Here is a 17,404-nt window from a genome sequence, read left to right on the forward strand (position 1 = left end):
TGCGAAAAGGTGCTGCCGTCACCATTGACGGCAGCACCTTTTCATTTCTTCCGGTACGGAAGGAGTCCTGTGTTACTTGCCCCACGATTCGATGAGGCCGGCGTTGGCCTGCAGCAGATCGTTGTACTGGGCCTGCATGCCGACCTGCTCGGCGACGCCGCCGGCGACGCTCTTGGCCTGATCGATGAGGGCCTGGCGGTCGTTCGGGACGACGGGGACGACAACCGGCTCGGGAGCGGCGGGCTCCGGCGCGGCCTCGGGCTCGGGAGTGGACTGGCCGCTGCGCAGGTACTGGCCGCAGACCGGCCAGGCGCCGACGCCCTGGGTGGCGAGCACGTTCTCGGCCACGCGGATCTGCTCGGCCTTGCTGGCGTTGCTGGCAGAGCCCGCGCCGCCGTTGGCGTTCCAGGTGCCCTGCGAGAACTGCAGGCCGCCGTAGTAGCCGTTGCCGGTGTTGATGCCCCAGTTGCCGCCGCTCTCACACTGGGCGACGCCGTCCCAGTCGTGTGCCGGAGCAGCGGAAGCGGTTGCGGTGAAGCCGAACGGGACGGCAACAAGTGCGCCGGTGACTGCGGCGAGGCCGAGTGCGCGGGTGTTGATCTTCCGGTTCTGTTTCATGGTGTTGTCCCTCCCTGCGCTGCCGACCCGGCGCGTTTGCTCCGCCGTGTCCCTGTCCCCAGGAGGTCTGGGTTTCCGACCGCGGGACAGGGTTTCCGGAGTGCAGCGGTTCGGTTCGGTGCCCATCTCAGGTTTGATCCGGGCCGGAACTGACCATAACGAGGAAATCTCGGCAGATCACGTCTTGATAACTCCAGAATTGCATGAAGCGAATAATGCCGAAAACGGCGTTGATGCAGGTTGGCTATGCTGCAAATGCCAATCCCGATCGGTCTGTTATCTACCCGTGATGTGACTGGTATCACTCATCATTTGTGATGGCGGTCACGTTTTCGGTCAATTTCGGCGGCCATACGTGCGCGCGAGCCTTTCAAACGGAAGATTTTCAACCTGATCATTCCGCTTATCGGCCTCTCGAGTCGGTGGCCTCGCCATGTCAGCTCCACCGCCCGACTCGCGAAACAAGCGCATAAATACCTATTGACCAGCGGATTTGGTACCGCTCCCAGCCTGTGTGTAATGTTGTGTTCACCGACGCGGGGTGGAGCAGCTCGGTAGCTCGCTGGGCTCATAACCCAGAGGTCGCAGGTTCAAATCCTGTCCCCGCTACTACAGCGGACGGCCCCGGAACCAATGGTTCCGGGGCCGTTTTCATTGGAATGGCAACGGATCTGGCAACACTCATCTCGCACTGACACACGGGGACCGCATGACTGCTTATCCGTCAGTTGTGGAATTCGCCCTTCGGGAGTCTTGGGCGCGCGGTGGCCGGCCAGCCGGGAGTCAACTTCAGCGTCCAGCCCGAGGGCGGGGTGGTGAAGTCCATCCAGCGGTCATCGCCCAACCACAGTGACCACATGTCTTCCTCGGGGAAGTTGCCCATGCGGACGTGCAGGGTTTGGTCAGGGGTCTGCCCGACCATCCAGTAGCTGTCGTCGGGATCCTCGGTGAAGGTGACGGTGGCAGCGAGGGCCGCTTCGAGATCAATTACTCGGTCCGAGCGTTCGACCATCGGTTCCGGGTCCTTTCAGTCCTCGAAGACGGTGTTGTAGAACGATGTCATCCAGCACGCTACTGAAGCGTGACCGGTCGGCGGGCGCGGTTGCAACCATCAGCCGGGGACCGATCGCAAAAAGCGTTGCCGTCGTTGTGGAGCAACGCCATCAAGTTGTCACGGCGGCAGTGCGCGGCGTGAGTACGTCGATTCCGGGTGCACCGTCACCACGTCCAGGCGCTGCACCAGAGAACTGGGTGCTTCACGCTCCTCGAAATGTTCGAGCGACGGCACGAACACCGCCTCGGCGTCCAGACGGGTCGCTTGGGCCTTCAACCGCGCGAACGGTGGCCGACCACTAGCAGGGTCGTAGGGGATGATTCCAGCCAAGTCATAGCCGTATCGGGCTGCGAGCCTGCGGATCTCGGATTCGTCCCACTGCTGGCTCACGCCGGAGACGTCGGTGCGCAGGTATCCGAGCGCGGTGGGTGTGTACCGCATGACCGCCCTTTGATCGTCGTGGCCGTCGATGGCCGTGGAGTCGTTGAGTTGCAGGAAGAAACCGCCGTAATCGTCGGCCGCGTCCGGGCTGCTGCTCTGGAGTTCCAGTACGCCGCCGGGGAACTGGAACAGCCGCGTACGTGGAGTGGCTTCGTCTGATTCCTCGATCACGACTTCCCCTGTCCGCCGTTGGTGCGGCAACTCAGGATCGGGATGTCGTGACGATCGGCAGCCCCTGAGCGCCTGACTTCGACGCTAGGGACGAGAGCTGTTGCACGAACAGGAAATTGCTTGAGATTGCTTCAAATTTTGGCGATTGTGCGCGGTATTTCTCGCCATACTGAGAGTCTGGAACTCTCCTACGGAGGTAAGCCATGTTGTTGCGATTCCTCGGCAAGAACACCCAGGGCAACCATTCCCCCACGCTGTGGGCCTCGGACCGGGATACCTACGTGACCCAAGGTTGGCGGGTGCCCGGTCAGCCCGAACTGATCGAAATTCCCCACCCTTTGCTCGCCTACCTCAGGCCCGGCACATGCCTCGGGACGCTGCTGCACGACACGGGGCACGGTACGTTCACGCTTACGGGTGAACCTGTGACCGACCCGGAAGCGTTGGCGCAGATGGATCTTCCGCCCCATGAGCGCGCCATCGAGGTTCCTGTAGGGAAAGAGATTCGTCGCGATGCTCCACGTAACTGACCGTGCGTTCACGGATATGTTCCGGTCGTGTCAGAGGTCGGCGTTTCACCTCGAGGTGCAGGACGTGTACGAGACGCCGGAGGAATCCGAGCCGTTCCGGAAGTTTCTGAGCGGCGAGGCGGACGACTATGCCTGGCTGCAAGGCTGGTTCGATCTTGTCCAGGAATCAACCGAACGCGGAGTCGTTTTCACGCGGGCGCGGGTGGTCACCGTGCCGCACGTCGACTACGTCCGCTGGAGCTTGGTGGTGTCGCCGATGAATATCGAAGCAGGCGAGGACATCCGGTACCTACCACGTCACCTTGTCGATGCTGACGACCTGACGACCGACGACTACTGGCTGTTCGATGACAGCACCGTCGCGTACACACTGTTCACCCCTGACGGGGCAGCAGCCGGGGCAGCGGTCACGACCGACCCGGCACTGGTGCAGCGGTGTGCGCAGGTTCGCGACGCGGTGTGGCGGAAAGCGATCCCCTACGCCGAATATTGCCGGACTACCGTCACTGCGTGAGCAACGTCCACAAAGCTCGAGAGGCACTCGGGCAACAACTTCGAGACCTTCGCAGGGATGCCGGTCTATCCGGGCGTCAGCTTGCCGACCTGGCGGCCTGGCATCCTTCGAAGGTCTCGAAGATCGAGTACGGCAAGCAGACGCCGACCGAGGACGATGTCCGGACGTGGTGTGAGCACACGGCCGCCGAGGGGCACATACCGGATCTAGTCGCCAACCTCCGCAACATCGATGCCGCCCACCTCGAGTGGCGGCGTTCGCTCGGAACCGGCATGCGCCGAGTGCAGCAGCAGGTCAGTGAAATCGAATCGGAGACCGGCCTGATTCGCGGTTACGATCCGGCCCTGGTCCCTGGACTCCTGCACACTCCGGAATACGCCGAGGCCATGTTCCACCGGGTGGCGGAGTTCAATCAGACGCCGAACGACGCAGAGGAAGCGGTGGCCGCGCGCATGGAGCGGCAGCAGCAATACCTCTACCGGGGAAAGCGGCGCGTTCACTACCTCATCGGAGAACAGGCGCTCTATACGACCGTGGGTGATGACGGCGTGATGTACGGGCAACTGGATCGCCTGGTGACGGCTATGTCCCTGCCCCGGGTCCTGCTGGGAATCGTCCCGATGATGGCCCAATATCTGGTCTCCCCAACGAATTTCGTCATCTACGACAACCGGCTCGTCGTTGCCGAGGGTGTGACCGCCACCATGACCACCACACAGCCCCGCGAGGTAGCCGCGTTCAGCCGCGCGTTCGAACGTCTGGCAGGCCAGGCGGTTACAGGCGATGCAGCCCGAACGTTGATCCGGGCAGCCATCAGCAGACGAAGCGACCAGCCCTACCCATGAACATACGACGGTACCGACACCGGATTGGAGTTTGCGTTATGAGTCTGCCGTTCGAGGTGGATGGTGAGACCGTCTGGGATCCGGCGTTGCGAACCGGGATCGTCTTCATCGGGACGGCAGATGCACTTGGGGACATGTTTCGGGGGTATATCGATCATGATGATCGTCGGCACGCTACTGGGTTGAATTCTCGGCCGGACGGTACTTGCGCGATCGACCCGCCGGAATTTCTGCAGTTCGTCGACCGAGTTCGGGATTCTCTTGCTCGTACCGGCAGTTTGAGTCATCGAATTCTGATCGAAGGCTGGCTGACTTGTGCTCTGGCCTTGCTGGAAAAGATGGGTACGGCGTTCGAACCGAGGAATATGCGGGAAGAGCGTCTTGCCGAGATGATCGAAGAGGTCCGGCAGGGGATGCCGCAGTAATCGCGGCCGAGGTCGAGGGCTGGAAAGTCCTTGACCTCGGCCGGTTTAGGGTCGGTTACATCGTGGGCAGCTGAGTGCCTTGGACCAGTTCTATGTCGAGTTCGATTTTTACCGTGGTGCTTACGGCGGCTATGCCGGCTCGGACCATGGCGTTGTAGTCGATGGCGAAATCCTCGCGGTGGAGGAGGGTTTCGGCGTGGAAGGCGGCTCGGGTGCCGCCCCAGGGGTCGGGGCCGTGGCCGCCGTAGGTGACGGTGAGGGTGAGGGGGCGGGTGCGGCCGTGTAGGGAGAGTTCGCCTGGCATGAGCCAGGTTTCGGGGGTGGTGCGGCGGAAGCCGGTGCCGGTGAAGGTGATCAGGGGGTGGTGGTCGACGTCGAGGAAGTCGGCGGAGCGGAGGTGGTCGTCGCGCATGCCGATGCCGGTGTCGACTGTGGCTGCTTTGATTTCGGCGAATCCTGTTGAGTGTTCGAAGATTTCGTTGATGTCGAGGCGGCCGCCGAGTTCGGCGAAGCGGGCCTTGATGCTGGCGATGCCGAGGTGGCGGGCGGTGGCCTGCACGGTGGAGTGCATCGGGTCGATGGTCCAGGGGCCGGGCGGTGGTGTCGATACCGCGTCCGGCTCGCGGTCGAGTCGTAGCGTGCCGAGGGTGGTCGAGCCCGTGGCGGAGATGCGGACCACGCGGGCCACGGGCTGGTGGCCGGGTGCGGTCACCACCGCGGTGTGGGTGCCTGCGGGCAGCGGCTCGGTGACCGCGGTCCCCTGCTCGCCCGCGGTGGCGCGGGCGAGCTGGTGGCCTTGCAGATCCGTGACGGTCAGGACGGCTCCCGGGATCGGCCAGCCTTCGGCACTGTGAATGTCCGCGGTGAGTCCGCTCATGGCAGGTCCGTGGACTGGGTGACCTCGACTCCTTCGAGGTCGTAGCCGAGTTCGACGCTGTGGTCGACCTTTCCGCCGTTGACGGCGACCGTGCCGGCCACCGGCGGATAGCCGCGGGTCACGACCGTGTACTCGCCCTCGACGAGGTCGGTCAGCTCGTAGCGGCCGTGCTCGTCGGTGCGGGTGGTGCCGATCGGGGTTCCGGCCGCGTCGAGCACGGTGACCAGTGCGTTCGGTACGGCCTGCCCGTCGGCGACGACGGTGCCGGTGAGGACCGCCGTGGCGGTGAGCTCGAGGTCGTAGCGCAGCGACCCGGTGTCGGGCACCACCAGGGTGGCGGCGAGGGGTCGTAACCGCTCGGCCGCGGCGACGAGGGTGTAGGTGCCGGGCCCGACGCCGTGGCACACATAGCCGCCGTCGGTTCCGGTGGCGGCCGCGCCCACCACCTCGCCGCGCTGGTCGGTCAGCGTGATGGTGACGCCCGCGAGGGGTTCACCGCGGCCGAAAGCGCGCACGGTGCCGGATAATTCGCCGGATCCCTCCAGGGTGAGGTCGAGCTGCTGCGCGTGCCCGTCGACCGTCACGTTCACCGCCGCGGGCATGTGCCCGCTCGCCGAGGCGATCAGCACGTACTTCCCGGCCGTGGGCAGGTCGATGCGGTAGTCGCCGCCGTCGTCGCCCAGCGCGCGCGAAACCTGGTGCCCGCGTTGATCGATGAGCGTCAGCGCCGCACCGGGCACCGGCTGTCCGTCCTCGCGCAGGATCCGGCCGCCGATCGCGAGCCCGCCGGGCGCTCCGGCCGAGGCCGCGGTCATCGTCGCTCCCGAGGCGGAAGCCGGTTGCACAGCAAGCGCATTGACCACTCCGTTCCGTTCGACGTGACCGTTGGCCTGTGCCGCGACGGCCCCGGCCAGGACGGGGACGGGCTGCGAGATCGCCTCGGCGGCACCCTCCCACACCTGCTCCGCGCCCCAGGTGGCGTCGTCGGCGGGGGCCTGCGGCACCGGGGCGGTTTCGGGCGCGGCCTGCGGGGGCGCCATGTCCTGCAGCGGAATCTCTTTCATGAACAGCAGCACCACGAACGCCAGCAGCGCCACGCCTGCCGCCGCCCAGAACACGGCCTGCATGGAGCCGGTGAACCCGATCAGGATGGGGTCACGCACCTCCGCCGGAAGTGCCGCGATCCCCGCGGTATTGGACTGCAGGGTGTCGAGTTTGCCGGTGGTGAAGCCGGGCGGCAGGTGCCCGCCGAAGGCGTCGGTGATCTTGTGCGGCAGCAGGTTGAACAGGATGGTCAGGAAGACCGCGACACCCAGGGTGCCGCCGACCTGCCGGAAGAAGGTCGCGGCCGCGGTCGAGACGCCCATATCCGAACGGGGACCGGCATTCTGGACGGCAATGATCAGCGTCTGCATGCAGCCACCCAGCCCGAGGCCGATGATGCCCGCGTAGACCAGCGGCTGCCACAGCGCGGTGTTGTAGTGCACGGTCGCATACAGCGCCGCACCGCAGGCGATGATGAAGGTGCCGAGCACCGGCAGGATCTTGTAGCGCCCGGTCCGCTTGGTCACCTGGCCGGAGATCAGCGATCCGGTCATGATGCCCGCCACCAGCGGCAGCATCAGCAGACCCGCCTTGGTGGGCGAGAATCCGCGCACCACCTGCATGTACAGCGGCACCATCGAGATGGCCCCGAACATGGCGATGCCGACGATGAACCCGCCCACGATGCACACCGTGAAGGTGGAATTCTTGAACAGCCGCAACGGAATCAGCGCGGCGTCCTTCATCAGGTATTCGATGCCGATGAACAGTGCCAGCCCGACCAGGCCGATGATGTAGCAGAGGATCGCCCGCCCGGATCCCCAGCCCCAGCCGCGCCCCTGTTCGGCGACGATGAGCAGCGGCACCACGCAAATGGCCAGTGCGACAGCGCCGCCCCAGTCGACGCGGACCTGCTGGCGCTGATGCGGCAGGTTCAGCACCTTGGCCACGACGGCCAGCGCGACGATGCCGATGGGCACGTTCACCAGGAACACCCAGCGCCAGCCCTCGATGCCGCCGAGGTGATCGAAGCCCGAAAGCCAGCCGCCCAGTACGGGTCCCAGCACGGTGGCGATGCCGAAGACCATCATGAAATAGCCCTGGTATCGGGACCGTTCCCGGGGCGGCACGATATCGCCGATGATGGTCATGGCCAGCGACATCAGACCGCCCGCGCCGAGTCCCTGGAAGGCGCGGAACCCGGCCAGCTCGTACATCGAGGTGGCAAAGGTGCAGGCCGCCGAGCCGATGACGAACAGTGCGATCGCGGTGAGGTAGAAGTACTTCCGCCCGTAGATGTCGGCGAGCTTGCCGTAGAGCGGCGTGCTGATGGTGGCGGTGATCAGGTAGGCGGTGGTGGCCCATGCCTGCTGATCGAAGCCGTGCAGGCTGTTGGCGATGCGCACGATCGCGACGCTGACGATGTTCTGGTCGAGCGCGGCGAGGAACATGCCGAGCAGCAGGCCGGACAGGATGGTGAGGATCTGTCGGTGGGACAGCCTCGCCGGCGCTTCGCCTGCCGAGCCCGGTGGCGCCTCGATGGTCGCAGAAGTCATGTCTGGAAGCCTTATTTCGTCTCGGTTGCTGCGGTTGATTTCTCGATGTCGCGGGCCAGGCGTTCCAGCAACCGGGTCAGCGTCTCCCGATCGGTCGATGACCAATCGTCGAGCAGCTGGGCCAGCCACAGATTGCGTAGCCTGCGGTTCTCCGTGAAGATCCGCTCACCTTCGGGCGTCGCGCGCAGGATGCACGCGCGGCCGTCGATGGGGTCGGCTCCGCGCTCAACGAGCCCGTGCCCCACCAGATTGCGGGTCTGTCGACTGATGGTCGAAATCTCGGCGTGCAGTGTTTCCGCGAGTTTCCCGGTGCGCTGCGGGCCGTCGTGCACGAGGCAGAACAGCATGGCGTACGCCAGCTGTTCCAGACCTTCCGGTCCGTGCTTGATGACCCGATGCTTCGCCCGCCCGACTGCCCGGAGCAGTCGGACCAGCTCGGTGCCGACCAGGTCGGCATCCTCGAGTTCCGTTGTGGCACTGAGATCACGGGCTGCGGCCGCCATGATCAATTCCTTTACGAACCGTTTAATTAGCACATACAACTACTTGCTGGTGCCAACTATACATATGCGCCAGGAGGGTTGCTACGGGCCAGGTTTCGGCGTGCATCGAGTTGCCGCTGTGACCGGGCTCACGATTCGGCGGATGCGGTAATTACTCCCGAGTAGACTTCGGTTTCCGGCCGGAGCTGGTGTGGGCGGATGTGATCGATAGCAGGAGGTTTCGTTCCGCGCCGAAGGGGCTGGGCGTGCTCGTTGATCTGCGGTTGGTTCGTGAGTGGTGGGATGAAGACGTCGACTACCGGTGGGTGGTCGATGCGATAGCCGCTCGGTCTGCGCTCGGCGGGTTGAAGGCCGCGGTCGGCTTGTGCGGCTTGGCCGCCCCGATCATCGCGGTGCTGATTCTGTTGTCACCCGCACGGCCGACGGATTCGGTGGTGCGGGTGGCGCTGTGGTTCCTGGTGGGGGCCGGGGTGGCGTGGTGTGCGCGGTGGTGGTTGCGGCCGTTCCCGGGGGAGACCGAGTCGCTGCTGTTGACCGGAACCGCCGATATCTGTGTCACCGCCGTATGCGCGTTGAGTCCGGGCTATGTGGTGCGTGCGGTCGGCATGATGATGCTGTTGATCATCGGTATCTATGTGAGTGCGCTGCACAGTCCGAAAGTGCTTGCCGCGCAGACGGTATGGTCGCTGTCGGCGGCCGTGCTGCTGGCGATGCCGCTGGTGCGCGGTGGTGACATCACCTCGGCGGTGATCATGATCCTGGGTATGGTGGCGGCGGTCATCGTGCCGCCCGGATTGCAGCTCTGTTATTCGCTGCTGCGGCGCGAGATGCTCTCGGATCCGTTGACGGGACTGCTGAGCCGACGCGGTCTCGACTACTACTCGGCGATCTGGTTCTCGCGACCCGAGCCGGACCCGGCCTGCGTCATGATGATCGACCTCGACCGCTTCAAGGCGGTCAACGACACCTTCGGGCATTCGGTCGGCGACGAGGTGCTGGTCGCCACCGCCGACCGACTGCGCACCGCCGCGCCCACCGACAGCATCGTCTCCCGTTTCGGCGGTGAGGAATTCGCGATCATCGTCCGTCTTCCGGTGGAACCGGCCCTCGACATCGCCGACCGCCTACGCCGCGCGGTCGCCGAGCCGATCGGATCGATCGCCGTGACCGTCAGCATCGGCCTCGCCCCGTTTCCCGCCGCGACCGATCCGGGCCGCCCCGATGAGCTGGTGCGCCGCACCCTCTGCGCCGCCGACAGCGCCATGTACCGAGCGAAACAGCAGGGCGGCAATGCCATCGTCATTGCCGAATCACCCGTGGCCGAATCACCCGTGCCGGTCACCGATTCGGCGGTCCGGTGAGCCAGCGGGGATGCTGGCGGTCCGCCCAGGATCGGTCGACGTAGCCGGTTCGCATGCCGCGTCGCGCCTCCGGATCCTCGGACGCCTTGCGGATGTGGCCGAGCAGGACGGCCACGATGGCCCAGGCGAGGACGTCGTGCACGAAGATCGCGCTGGTTCGGGAGATGGCGGGGAGTAGGTGGATGAACCACATCAGCAGACCCGTGCACAGCATCACCAGGACGGTGCCGGCGATCCAGCCCGCGTAGAGCTGTTGCCCGACATTGAATTTGCCGCTCGAGCGGTTCAGGCTGCCGAGGTCGGCGCGGAAGGCCGGGGAGAACAATCCGAGGAGGACCGGCACGGGGAGCAGGACACCGGAGAACTCGTGGACGGTCGCCACCAGGTTTCGTTGGCCTACCAGTTGAGCCAGTGGCCCTATATAGAGGAAGGCCGCGGTCGTCACGCACAGCAGCATCAGTATTGCGGTGGTGCGGTGGACCAGGCGCTCGGCTTTGCTGAATCGCCGAACACTGTGCGGTCGAATGCCGGTCGAGTCAATGCCTGTCATCGAGCCAGCCGTCCACATCGTAGCCGCGTTCCTCCCAGTAGCCGGGGATGACCCGGCTGGTGATCGATATGCCTGAGAGCCATTTGGGGGACTTGTAGAAGTACATCGGCGCGACGTAGAGCCGGACCGGGCCGCCGTGCTCGTGCGTGATCGGCGCGTCCTGCATCTGCAGGGCCACCATCACGTCGGAGCGGCGGGCCTGGTCGAGGGTGAGGCTCTCGGTGTACGCGCCGTCGAAACAGTTGAACCGCAAGGCGGTACCGCCCGCGCCGACTCCGGCGTCGTCGAGCAGGTCGGACAGTTTCACGCCGTCGAAGGGCACCTTCTCGACGCGCCAGCCGTCGGTGCACTGCACATCGTGGACGACCCGGGTCTGCGGGAAGGCGCGCAGGTCGGCGAGCGTGTAGGTGCGCGGCCGGTCCACCAGGCCGTCGATGGTCAGCGCGTAGTCGGTCTCGCCCTTGCGGGGAACCGAGCGGACGACGCTGTAGTAGCGGAACCCGTCCGGGTTCGGCAGCAGGCCGGTGAGACCGGTCGGATCGCTCTGGGAAGCCTTGGCCAGCAAGCCTTCCCAGCCGGACTGTACGAACGGCGCTGTGACCAGCCCCGCCGCGCCGACACCGAGCATGCCCAGCAGTGTGCGCCGAGCGAGGGGTGCGCCGTCGCGACGATTGTCGGCTTCGGGCATGGTTCCGCTCCTTTCGTCTGGGATACGGGTTCGGGCCCGCCCTCGGGGTGAGGGCGGGCCCGGTCGGTCAGGGTGCGACGCAGTGGAAGCTGGCCGGGGAGGCCGGGTCGCCGTCGCCGTTGTAGCGGGAGACGAACGGCAGTCGGCAGATATCGCGCGAGACGGTCTGACCGGTGGCTGTGGTCAGGTCGGCGCGCAGGACATCCGGGGCCTGGCCGTGCTCGACCCACGCGGTCAGGGCGGTCAGGTCGTTGCTGCCGGTGAGGGCGCAGTGCGCGACGCCCGGTGCCAGGAAGACGCGGTAGAAGTCGTCCACCTTGGCGCTGCCGCCCAGCTGCGCGTCCACGCGGTTGCGGTAGTCGACGGTGCCTGCGGTGGGGATGAGCTGGTCGGCGTCGCCCTGCCAGGTGATGAGCTTGCCGCCCGCGTCGCGGAACGCCGACAGGTTCGGGTCGGCGGTGCCGATGCTCGCGTCGAGCTCGGTGCGGGCCTGCTGGAAGATCTGATCGAACTGCGCGTAGGTGATGTTCGCGGTGTCGAAGGCGGGCTGCTTCTGCACGAAGTTGGCGACCCACTGGGCGGGGACGGGGAACGGCGAGCCCACGGTGACGCCGTCGGGTCCGGTGGTGCTGGCGGTCAGGTTGCTGAAGTCGGCCCCGATCGGCAGGCCGTACCAGAGCCGCCGGCCGTTGCCGTCGCGCGGGCCGTCCCAGATCTTGCGCACCACTTCGGCATCGGCCTCGCTGATCGTGTATTCCTTGCCGTCGCAGGCGACCTTGGTCCCGATCAGGCTGCGCGGGTCGAAGTTGCAACGGCTCGGGTCACTGATCAGACCGTCGGCGACACCGTCCTGCGGGTCGCACACCTTGACCGCGGCCTGGTTGAAGGCATTGAACTCGCACGCGGTCGGATAGGTGTGCGCCTCCTTCATCACCACCTGCGGCCACAGCGTGGCGACCTCGAACTGATTCCAGTTGATGGCCGGGGCGTCGGCATTGATGCCGTTGAAGTCGGTCGGATACTTCTGGGCCTCCATGTAGCCCTGTCGCCCGCCGGTGGAGCAGCCGTTCCAATAGGCGTAGGACGCGGCATGCCCGTACACATCATTGACAACCTGCTTGCCAACGACCGCCAGCTCGTGCACCGAGCGGGACGAGAAGTTCTCCAGCAGTGCGGTATTGATCCGCCCGCTCGAGTCCAGCGCCCAACTGCTGTTCAGCCCACTGGTATCCACGCCCGCGTCGGTGGTTCCGACCGCATAACCCTGTTTGACGGCCGCCGCCACCCCGCCGATGTTCCCCGCGGCATAGGCCGCGCCGCCGACCGCCTGGAACCGGCCGTTCCACCCGGACTCCGGCAGCCAAACCTGCACCTTGGCATGGTCATTCGCGCCGGGATGGCTCAGCGTGACCGTCACCTCGCAGTGCGCGGGCACATCGGGCACGGGGTACCCGCCCAGCGGCGGGGTACCGGGCACCTGGAAGGTCGCCGCGGGGACGGCGGTCGCGGTCAGCGATTCCACGGTGGCTCCGGCGGGTGCCGGAAGCTGGAAGGTGTTGCAGTTGAACGCATTCGCGTTCGAGGTGGTTGCATCATCGGACCTGTCCACCAGTGCGTACACGGTGGCGGCACCGGCCAGCGTGACACCCGCGGCGGCGATTGCCAGAATTCGTCGATTCATGATCTCTCCTGAGTTAGGAACGGCGCAGCAGGTCGGCGGCGCGTTCGGCGATGGCGTAGACCGTCGCGTTGGTGTTGGCGGACGGGATGGAGGGGATGACCGAGGCGTCGGCGATGCGCAGACCCGTCAGGCCGTGCACTCGCAGTTGGGAATCCACCACGGAGGACTCGTCCTCGCCCATGGCGCAGGTGCCGACGGGATGGCAGTAGGAGCCGAAATTGCTTCGGGCGTAGTCGGCGAGCGCGGATTCGTCGGTGACGTCGAGGCTGGGGGCAACCTCGGTGATGCCCCATCCGGCGAGGGCTGACGACGCCGCGATCTCGCGGGCGGCCTCGATGCCGGTCAGCACGGCCTCGACATCCGCTGTGGCCGTGAAGTATTCGGGGTCTAGCAACGGCGGCACCGCAGGATCGGCCGAGGTGATCCGCAGCGAGCCCCGGCTCCGCGGAAGCATCGGTGAGACGCCGATGGTGAAGCCGTTCGGCACCGCCGCAACGGGATTGGGGAGCGGGATGTCGATGAAGATGATCTGCACGTCCGGTCCTGGCAGGTCCGGGTCGCTGCGCAGCAGGCCGATGATCTCGCCGTGATTGGCCCGGGGTGTGGGCACCAGTCGCCGGGAACTGTGCACCAGATTGACCCGGGGATGATCGTGCAGATTGCGGCCCACGCCCGGGAGCGGGTGCACCACCTCGACATCGGCGTCCCGCAGCACCGATTCCGGTCCGATGCCCGAGCAGAGCAGCAGTTGTGCGCTGCCGATGGTCCCGGCGGTCAGGACTACCTCGGAAGTGGCGGTGGCGCGGTGGATTTCACCGGCCACGCGGTACTCGACACCGGTGCAGTGCTGACCCTCGATGAGTAGCCGGTGCGCGAGCGCACTGGTGATGACGGTGAGGTTCGGTCGAGCCAGCGCGGGTGCGAGGTAGGCGTCGGCGGCGCTCTGCCGTTGCCCTGCAACGATATTGAGGTCGACCGGCGCGAACCCGTCCTCGAGTCCGCCGCTGATGTCGGTGGCGCGCGGGAATCCGACCTCGATCGCACCGGCCAGGCAGGCCCGCAGAATCTCATTGGGCTCGGTGGTGGGGCCGACGGTCAACGGTCCAGCGGTGCCGCGGCCGGGTGCGCCGTGCACGGCGGTTTCGCTGCGCTGGAAATAGGGCAGCAGATCGTCGTAGGTCCAGCCCTTGGCGCCGTGGACATTCCACCCGTCGTACGAGCTGTGATGCCCGCGAGCGAACACCATGGCATTGATGGCCGAGGATCCGCCCAATCCCTTGCCGCGCGGCAGCGGCACCGGTGTTCCCGAAAACGACTGCGGCACGGTGCGATCACCCCACCCGGCCGGGGAGTTGGCGAGCGTCGGCCAGGCCGGCGGATGCGTGACCGCCTCGGGCAGCGCCGCATCCCCGGCCTCCAGGAGCAGCACCCGGACGTTCGTGTCCTCGGTGAGGCGGGCGGCGAGTACGCAGCCCGCGCTGCCGCCCCCGACGATGACGAAGTCGTAGACCTCGGATGAAGGCTTGTGATTCATGGACACCACCCTGGCGGCGGGCCGGTGACCCAGGCATCCGTCAGTCGACGGTGATCACGACGTAGGTCATCGACGCCGCAGGGGTACGTACGTCGCCGCCACCGTCACCTGACGGATGTGCCACCGGGACCCCGGCGACGACAGTGGAAGCACACCACCCGCTTCCACCTGCAAGAAGGACGAAATCCCATGGTCGACAATGGATATGGCCGCAAGCGTCGCGTAACCCGGGCCGCTGCGGCGATCGTGGCCGGTGTCGCGGGCCTGAGCCTCGCCGTCGCCTGCTCCGCGAACACCGTCACCCACGCCGGTCCCGACGAGGACGCGCCCCGCCCGACCATCGTGCTCGAGCACGGCGCCTTCGCCGACGGCTCCAGCTGGAACGACGTGATCGCGAAGCTGAGCAAGGACCGGTATCCCGTAGTGGCGGCGGCCGATCCGCTGCGCGGACCCGGGAGTGACGCGGCCGCGCTGCGCAGCGTGATCAGCCACATCGACGGACCCGTCATCCTGGTCGGACATTCCTACGGCGGCTCCGTCATCAGCGCCGCGGCGGCCGGGAACGACAAGGTCAAGGGCCTCGTCTACGTGGCCGCGTTCCTGCCCGCGCCCGGTGAGACCGCGCTCGAGCTGACCAACAAGTTCCCGGGCTCCACGCTGCCCGGCACCTTGAATCCGGTGCCGTTCACCAATTCCGACGGCAGCGCCGGCACCGACCTCTACATCCAGCAGGACAAGTTCCCCGCGCAGTTCGCCGCCGACGTCCCTGCGGATCGCGCCGCCCTGGCCGCCGCGGCACAGCGACCGATCGCGCAGTCCGCGCTCGAGGAGAAGGCCACGGTCGCGGCCTGGACCGAGAAGCCCAGCTGGGACATCGTCACCACCAAGGACCTGAACATCCCGGTCGAAGCGCAGCGGTTCATGGCCCAGCGCGCCCACGCGCAGGTCACCGAGGTCGACGCCTCGCATTCGGTCGCCGTCTCGCATCCGGATGTAGTCGCCAAGGTCATCGAGCAGGCCGCCGCGGCCGCGCACTGAAACCCCCACCACTACAGGAGAACCCGATCATGGATATGAAACTGGAAGTCGTCGTGCTGCCCGTCACGGATGTCGATCGCGCGAAGGCGTTCTACGTCGACCGGCTCGGATTCCGGCTCGACGCCGACTTCACCGTCGACGACGGCTACCGCGTGATCCAGGTGACCCCGCCGGGCTCCGCCTGCTCGCTCATCTTCGGCACGGGAGTCACCGCCGCCGCACCCGGGTTGCTGGACGGCCTGCATCTCATCGTCACCGACATCGAGCAAGCCGTCGCCGAACTCACCGAACGCGGTGTGGCCGTGGAGGGTCCGTTCCGGGATGCTACCGGCGTCTTCCATCACGCCGGAACCATCGGACGCGTCGCGGGCGTCCACCCGGAGCGGCGCAGCTATGGTTCCTTCGCCGCGTTCCACGATCCGGATGGCAACGGCTGGTTCCTGCAGGAAATCACTCAGCGCGCTCCCGGCCGCTGACCGCACCGAAAGCATCCCCATGTCTGACGCGAACATCCAGACCTACGACGTCATCGTGCTCGGGGCCGGGCCGGTCGGCGAGAATGTCGCCGACCGCGCCGCCGCCGCCGGACTCAGCGCCGTCATCATCGAATCCGAACTGGTCGGCGGCGAATGCTCCTACTGGGCTTGCGAACCCAGTAAGGCACTGCTGCGGCCCGCCCTGCTCTACGGCGAGGCCGCGCGCTTCCCCGGCGTCGCGAGCGCGGTGACCGGGCCGCTCGATGCCGGTGCGGTCCTGAAACACCGCGATCGCATGGTCGCCGATTGGAACGACCAGGGCCAGGTCGAATGGCTCGAATCCGCCGGTATCGCACTGATTCGGGGTCACGGCCGACTCGACGGCGTCCGGCAGGTCACGGTCGAAACACCCGACGGCGGGATCGTGCGCCTGCACGCCCGGCACGCGGTCGCCGTCTGCACCGGCACGCGCGCCGCGCTGCCGCCGGGTCTGGATGCGGTGCGGCCGTGGACCAGTCGCGAAGCCACCAGCGCCGCCGAGGTTCCGGGCCGGCTCGCCATCCTGGGCGCGGGCGTGGTCGCGGTCGAAATGGCCACGGCCTGGCGGGCTCTCGGCTCCGAGGTGGTGCTCATCGCACGGGAGCCGCGACTGCTCACCCGGGTCGAACCTTTCGCCGCCGATCTGGTGGCGGAGCGACTCCGCGCGGCCGGCGTCGAATTGCGCTTCGACTCCGGCATTTCGAGTGCCGAACGGGCCGGCGGACCCGATGACGGCCTGCATCTGACCCTGCACGACGGCAGCCGCATCATCGTCGACGAACTACTGCTCGCGACCGGGCGCGCACCCCGCACCGACGACATCGGCCTGGAGACCGTCGGTTTGACGTCGGGGGAGTGGCTGACCACCGACGACACCTTCACCGTGACCGCGGTCGAAGGCGAATGGCTGTATGCCGTAGGCGATGTCAACCATCGCGCGTTGCTCACCCATCAGGGCAAGTATCAGGCGCGGATCGCGGGCGCGGTCATCGTCACCCGGGCGTCCGGCGGGGAGCTCGACCCCGCCCCGTGGGGGCCGCACGCCGGAACCGCCGATCTGCACGCCGTCCCGCAGGTCGTGTTCACCGATCCGGAGATCGCCGCGGTCGGCCTCACCACCGAGGACGCGGCGCGGGCGGGCCGCTCGGTGGATGTCGTCGACTACGAGATCGGCCGGGTCGCCGGTGCGCTGCAGCATGATCCGGACTATCGCGGGCAGGCGCGCATCCTCATCGATCCCGAGCGCCGGGTGATTGTCGGGGCCACCTTCGCCGGTGCGGGCGTGGCCGAACTACTGCATTCGGCCACCCTCGCCATCACCGGCGAGATCCCCGTGGACCGGCTGTGGCACGCGGTGCCCTCGTTCCCGACCATCAGCGAGGTGTGGTTGCGACTGCTGGAGACGTATCGGGATCAGCGTCGGTGATTACGTCATCCGACGCTCGCGGCCCGCGTGCGC

At 66.7% G+C, this 17,404-nt stretch carries 18 protein-coding genes and 1 tRNA gene; 9 read left to right on the forward strand and 10 right to left on the reverse strand.

All coding sequences use genetic code 11. The features are described 5' to 3' along the window. Window positions 1-72: 72 nt before the first annotated feature. Window positions 73-618: a transglycosylase family protein gene (locus tag ACFXHA_RS25340; protein WP_379360837.1), complete on the reverse strand. Its 546-nt coding sequence runs from the start codon at window positions 616-618 to the stop codon at window positions 73-75. 535 nt (window positions 619-1,153) lie between these two features. Here ACFXHA_RS25340 and ACFXHA_RS25345 point away from each other — a divergent pair. Next, window positions 1,154-1,227: transfer RNA gene (locus ACFXHA_RS25345), tRNA-Met, on the forward strand. A 115-nt stretch (window positions 1,228-1,342) separates the two neighbouring features. Here the strand turns inward: ACFXHA_RS25345 and ACFXHA_RS25350 are convergent. Beyond that, a complete protein-coding gene (locus ACFXHA_RS25350) occupies window positions 1,343-1,630 on the reverse strand; it encodes a hypothetical protein (RefSeq protein ID WP_379360839.1) in 288 nt (95 codons plus the stop codon). A gap of 159 nt (window positions 1,631-1,789) precedes the next feature. Next, a complete protein-coding gene (locus ACFXHA_RS25355) occupies window positions 1,790-2,284 on the reverse strand; it encodes a hypothetical protein (RefSeq protein ID WP_379360841.1) in 495 nt (164 codons plus the stop codon). A gap of 203 nt (window positions 2,285-2,487) precedes the next feature. Between ACFXHA_RS25355 and ACFXHA_RS25360 the strand changes: the two genes are divergently transcribed. From ACFXHA_RS25360 to ACFXHA_RS25375, 4 genes are read left to right on the forward strand one after another with little or no spacing between them, the layout of a single operon-like run. Then, window positions 2,488-2,814, forward strand: a complete 327-nt coding sequence (locus ACFXHA_RS25360; protein WP_379360843.1) for a hypothetical protein — start codon at window positions 2,488-2,490, stop codon at window positions 2,812-2,814. A 16-nt stretch (window positions 2,815-2,830) separates the two neighbouring features. Then, the gene (locus ACFXHA_RS25365; RefSeq protein WP_379361600.1) at window positions 2,831-3,328 is read left to right on the forward strand and encodes a DUF6879 family protein; all 498 of its coding nucleotides are present in this window, start codon (window positions 2,831-2,833) and stop codon (window positions 3,326-3,328) included. Continuing rightward, complete coding sequence (locus ACFXHA_RS25370) at window positions 3,325-4,173, forward strand: helix-turn-helix domain-containing protein (protein WP_379360845.1); 849 nt, start codon at window positions 3,325-3,327, stop codon at window positions 4,171-4,173. Before ACFXHA_RS25365 ends, ACFXHA_RS25370 begins: the two co-directional genes overlap by 4 nt. Window positions 4,174-4,211: 38 nt before the next feature. After that, complete coding sequence (locus ACFXHA_RS25375; RefSeq protein WP_379360847.1) at window positions 4,212-4,598, forward strand: DUF6086 family protein; 387 nt, start codon at window positions 4,212-4,214, stop codon at window positions 4,596-4,598. Between the two features lie 55 nt (window positions 4,599-4,653). Here ACFXHA_RS25375 and ACFXHA_RS25380 read toward each other — a convergent pair whose 3' ends face one another. Genes ACFXHA_RS25380 through ACFXHA_RS25390 form a run of 3 tightly spaced genes read right to left on the reverse strand, consistent with a single transcriptional unit; the run spans window position 4,654 to window position 8,578 of the window. After that, complete coding sequence (locus tag ACFXHA_RS25380) at window positions 4,654-5,475, reverse strand: YceI family protein (protein ID WP_379360848.1); 822 nt, start codon at window positions 5,473-5,475, stop codon at window positions 4,654-4,656. Further along, on the reverse strand, window positions 5,472-8,075 hold the full coding sequence (locus tag ACFXHA_RS25385) for an MFS transporter (RefSeq protein WP_379360850.1): 2,604 nt from the start codon (window positions 8,073-8,075) through the stop codon (window positions 5,472-5,474). Before ACFXHA_RS25385 ends, ACFXHA_RS25380 begins: the two co-directional genes overlap by 4 nt. Window positions 8,076-8,086: 11 nt before the next feature. Continuing rightward, entirely contained in the window at window positions 8,087-8,578 is a 492-nt protein-coding gene (locus ACFXHA_RS25390; RefSeq protein WP_379360852.1) for a MarR family winged helix-turn-helix transcriptional regulator, read from the reverse strand. Window positions 8,579-8,823: 245 nt separating this feature from the next. On the opposite strand from ACFXHA_RS25390, the gene ACFXHA_RS25395 reads away from it, so the two are divergent. Beyond that, complete coding sequence (locus ACFXHA_RS25395; RefSeq protein ID WP_379360854.1) at window positions 8,824-9,939, forward strand: diguanylate cyclase; 1,116 nt, start codon at window positions 8,824-8,826, stop codon at window positions 9,937-9,939. Here the strand turns inward: ACFXHA_RS25395 and ACFXHA_RS25400 are convergent. The 4 genes from ACFXHA_RS25400 to ACFXHA_RS25415 form a co-directional block, all read right to left on the reverse strand. Continuing rightward, on the reverse strand, window positions 9,917-10,489 hold the full coding sequence (locus ACFXHA_RS25400) for a cytochrome b/b6 domain-containing protein (protein ID WP_379360856.1): 573 nt from the start codon (window positions 10,487-10,489) through the stop codon (window positions 9,917-9,919). The genes ACFXHA_RS25395 and ACFXHA_RS25400 overlap by 23 nt on opposite strands. Then, a complete protein-coding gene (locus ACFXHA_RS25405; RefSeq protein WP_379360858.1) occupies window positions 10,476-11,177 on the reverse strand; it encodes a molybdopterin-dependent oxidoreductase in 702 nt (233 codons plus the stop codon). The genes ACFXHA_RS25400 and ACFXHA_RS25405 overlap by 14 nt, the downstream gene beginning before the upstream one ends. Window positions 11,178-11,244: 67 nt before the next feature. Next, window positions 11,245-12,858 (reverse strand): tannase/feruloyl esterase family alpha/beta hydrolase, encoded by a 1,614-nt coding sequence (locus ACFXHA_RS25410; RefSeq protein ID WP_379360860.1) that lies wholly within the window; start codon window positions 12,856-12,858, stop codon window positions 11,245-11,247. A gap of 13 nt (window positions 12,859-12,871) precedes the next feature. Then, window positions 12,872-14,392, reverse strand: a complete 1,521-nt coding sequence (locus ACFXHA_RS25415; RefSeq protein ID WP_379360862.1) for a GMC family oxidoreductase — start codon at window positions 14,390-14,392, stop codon at window positions 12,872-12,874. 189 nt (window positions 14,393-14,581) lie between these two features. On the opposite strand from ACFXHA_RS25415, the gene ACFXHA_RS25420 reads away from it, so the two are divergent. From ACFXHA_RS25420 to ACFXHA_RS25430, 3 genes are read left to right on the forward strand one after another with little or no spacing between them, the layout of a single operon-like run. After that, on the forward strand, window positions 14,582-15,430 hold the full coding sequence (locus ACFXHA_RS25420) for an alpha/beta fold hydrolase (protein ID WP_379360864.1): 849 nt from the start codon (window positions 14,582-14,584) through the stop codon (window positions 15,428-15,430). A 29-nt stretch (window positions 15,431-15,459) separates the two neighbouring features. Next, window positions 15,460-15,906, forward strand: a complete 447-nt coding sequence (locus ACFXHA_RS25425) for a VOC family protein (protein ID WP_379360866.1) — start codon at window positions 15,460-15,462, stop codon at window positions 15,904-15,906. Window positions 15,907-15,925: 19 nt separating this feature from the next. Beyond that, on the forward strand, window positions 15,926-17,371 hold the full coding sequence (locus ACFXHA_RS25430; RefSeq protein WP_379360868.1) for a dihydrolipoyl dehydrogenase family protein: 1,446 nt from the start codon (window positions 15,926-15,928) through the stop codon (window positions 17,369-17,371). Window positions 17,372-17,404: the final 33 nt, after the last annotated feature.

The sequence above is a fragment of the Nocardia sp. NPDC059240 genome (assembly GCF_042753865.1).
In the GTDB taxonomy this organism is placed as follows: domain Bacteria; phylum Actinomycetota; class Actinomycetes; order Mycobacteriales; family Mycobacteriaceae; genus Nocardia.

What these genes read in the sequence shown, in the direction of transcription:
- ACFXHA_RS25410 (WP_379360860.1), bottom strand. Translation starts at nt 12,858, where the DNA reads ATGAATCGACGAATTCTGGCAATCGCCGCCGCGGGTGTCACGCTGGCC.
- ACFXHA_RS25415 (WP_379360862.1), bottom strand. Translation starts at nt 14,392, where the DNA reads ATGAATCACAAGCCTTCATCCGAGGTCTACGACTTCGTCATCGTCGGG.
- ACFXHA_RS25400 (WP_379360856.1), bottom strand. Translation starts at nt 10,489, where the DNA reads ATGACAGGCATTGACTCGACCGGCATTCGACCGCACAGTGTTCGGCGA.
- ACFXHA_RS25420 (WP_379360864.1), top strand. Translation starts at nt 14,582, where the DNA reads ATGGTCGACAATGGATATGGCCGCAAGCGTCGCGTAACCCGGGCCGCT.
- ACFXHA_RS25375 (WP_379360847.1), top strand. Translation starts at nt 4,212, where the DNA reads ATGAGTCTGCCGTTCGAGGTGGATGGTGAGACCGTCTGGGATCCGGCG.
- ACFXHA_RS25380 (WP_379360848.1), bottom strand. Translation starts at nt 5,475, where the DNA reads ATGAGCGGACTCACCGCGGACATTCACAGTGCCGAAGGCTGGCCGATC.
- ACFXHA_RS25390 (WP_379360852.1), bottom strand. Translation starts at nt 8,578, where the DNA reads ATGGCGGCCGCAGCCCGTGATCTCAGTGCCACAACGGAACTCGAGGAT.
- ACFXHA_RS25425 (WP_379360866.1), top strand. Translation starts at nt 15,460, where the DNA reads ATGGATATGAAACTGGAAGTCGTCGTGCTGCCCGTCACGGATGTCGAT.
- ACFXHA_RS25365 (WP_379361600.1), top strand. Translation starts at nt 2,831, where the DNA reads ATGTTCCGGTCGTGTCAGAGGTCGGCGTTTCACCTCGAGGTGCAGGAC.
- ACFXHA_RS25405 (WP_379360858.1), bottom strand. Translation starts at nt 11,177, where the DNA reads ATGCCCGAAGCCGACAATCGTCGCGACGGCGCACCCCTCGCTCGGCGC.
- ACFXHA_RS25385 (WP_379360850.1), bottom strand. Translation starts at nt 8,075, where the DNA reads ATGACTTCTGCGACCATCGAGGCGCCACCGGGCTCGGCAGGCGAAGCG.
- ACFXHA_RS25350 (WP_379360839.1), bottom strand. Translation starts at nt 1,630, where the DNA reads ATGGTCGAACGCTCGGACCGAGTAATTGATCTCGAAGCGGCCCTCGCT.
- ACFXHA_RS25340 (WP_379360837.1), bottom strand. Translation starts at nt 618, where the DNA reads ATGAAACAGAACCGGAAGATCAACACCCGCGCACTCGGCCTCGCCGCA.
- ACFXHA_RS25430 (WP_379360868.1), top strand. Translation starts at nt 15,926, where the DNA reads ATGTCTGACGCGAACATCCAGACCTACGACGTCATCGTGCTCGGGGCC.
- ACFXHA_RS25360 (WP_379360843.1), top strand. Translation starts at nt 2,488, where the DNA reads ATGTTGTTGCGATTCCTCGGCAAGAACACCCAGGGCAACCATTCCCCC.